Annotated in this window: 2 protein-coding genes; both read left to right on the top strand. The window is 62.4% G+C overall.

The window, feature by feature from the left end; genetic code table 11:
• Positions 1–8 precede the first annotated feature (8 nt).
• Entirely contained in the window at positions 9–191 is a 183-nt protein-coding gene (gene merE / locus EKA13_RS27310; RefSeq protein WP_425415188.1) for a broad-spectrum mercury transporter MerE, read from the top strand.
• Entirely contained in the window at positions 188–1057 is an 870-nt protein-coding gene (locus EKA13_RS27305; protein WP_003160808.1) for a putative bifunctional diguanylate cyclase/phosphodiesterase, read from the top strand. Before merE ends, EKA13_RS27305 begins: the two co-directional genes overlap by 4 nt.
• Positions 1058–1067 lie beyond the last annotated feature (10 nt).

The following is a 1067-nucleotide window of genomic DNA, read 5'->3' as shown; positions in this document are numbered from 1 at the left end:
CCGGCTACCTGTGGGGCGGACTGGCTGTGCTGACTTGCCCCTGCCACCTGCCCATCCTCGCTGTCGTGCTGGCCGGCACAACCGCCGGTGCTTTCCTCGGCGAGCATTGGGTCATCGCGGCGCTCGGTTTGACCGGCCTGTTCCTTCTGTCCCTGTCGCGGGCGTTGCGGGCATTCAGGGAAAGAGAATGAGCGCTTTCCGGCCGGATGGATGGACGACGCCGGAACTGGCCCAAGCGGTCGAGCGCGGGCAGCTTGAACTGCACTACCAGCCCGTCGTCGATCTGCGCAGTGGTGGGATTGTCGGCGCGGAAGCCCTGTTGCGCTGGCGTCATCCGACGCTTGGACTATTGCCACCGGGCCAGTTCCTGCCCGTGGTCGAATCGTCCGGCCTGATGCCTGAAATCGGCGCTTGGGTGCTGGGCGAAGCCTGCCGCCAGATGCGTGACTGGCGAATGCTGGCATGGCGACCGTTCCGGCTGGCCGTCAATGTTTCGGCGAGCCAAGTGGGACCGGACTTCGACGGGTGGGTAAAGGGCGTGCTGGCTGATGCCGAGTTGCCCGCCGAGTATCTCGAAATCGAGCTGACCGAATCGGTCGCGTTTGGTGATCCGGCGATCTTCCCCGCCCTGGACGCCTTGCGGCAGATCGGTGTGCGCTTCGCCGCCGATGACTTCGGGACGGGGTATTCCTGTCTGCAACATCTGAAGTGCTGCCCAATCAGCACGCTCAAGATCGACCAATCGTTTGTCGCCGGGCTCGCCAACGACCGCCGCGACCAAACCATCGTGCACACCGTGATTCAGCTTGCGCACGGGCTGGGCATGGATGTGGTGGCTGAAGGCGTGGAAACATCGGCGAGTCTTGATCTATTGCGACAAGCGGACTGCGACACAGGACAAGGCTTCCTGTTCGCGAAGCCAATGCCGGCGGCGGCATTCGCCGTCTTCGTCAGTCAATGGAGGGGTGCCACCATGAATGCAAGTGACTCTGTCATTTTCAGAAGACGACTGCACCAGTTGATTGGGCGTAATGGCTGTTGTGCAGCCAGCTCCTGACAGTTCAATA

It is taken from the genome of Pseudomonas defluvii (assembly GCF_001695625.1).
Taxonomy (GTDB): Bacteria; Pseudomonadota; Gammaproteobacteria; order Pseudomonadales; family Pseudomonadaceae; genus Aquipseudomonas; species Aquipseudomonas defluvii.
The sequence above is the reverse complement of the archived record's forward strand: the minus strand, read 5'-3'. Positions and strand labels throughout refer to the sequence as shown.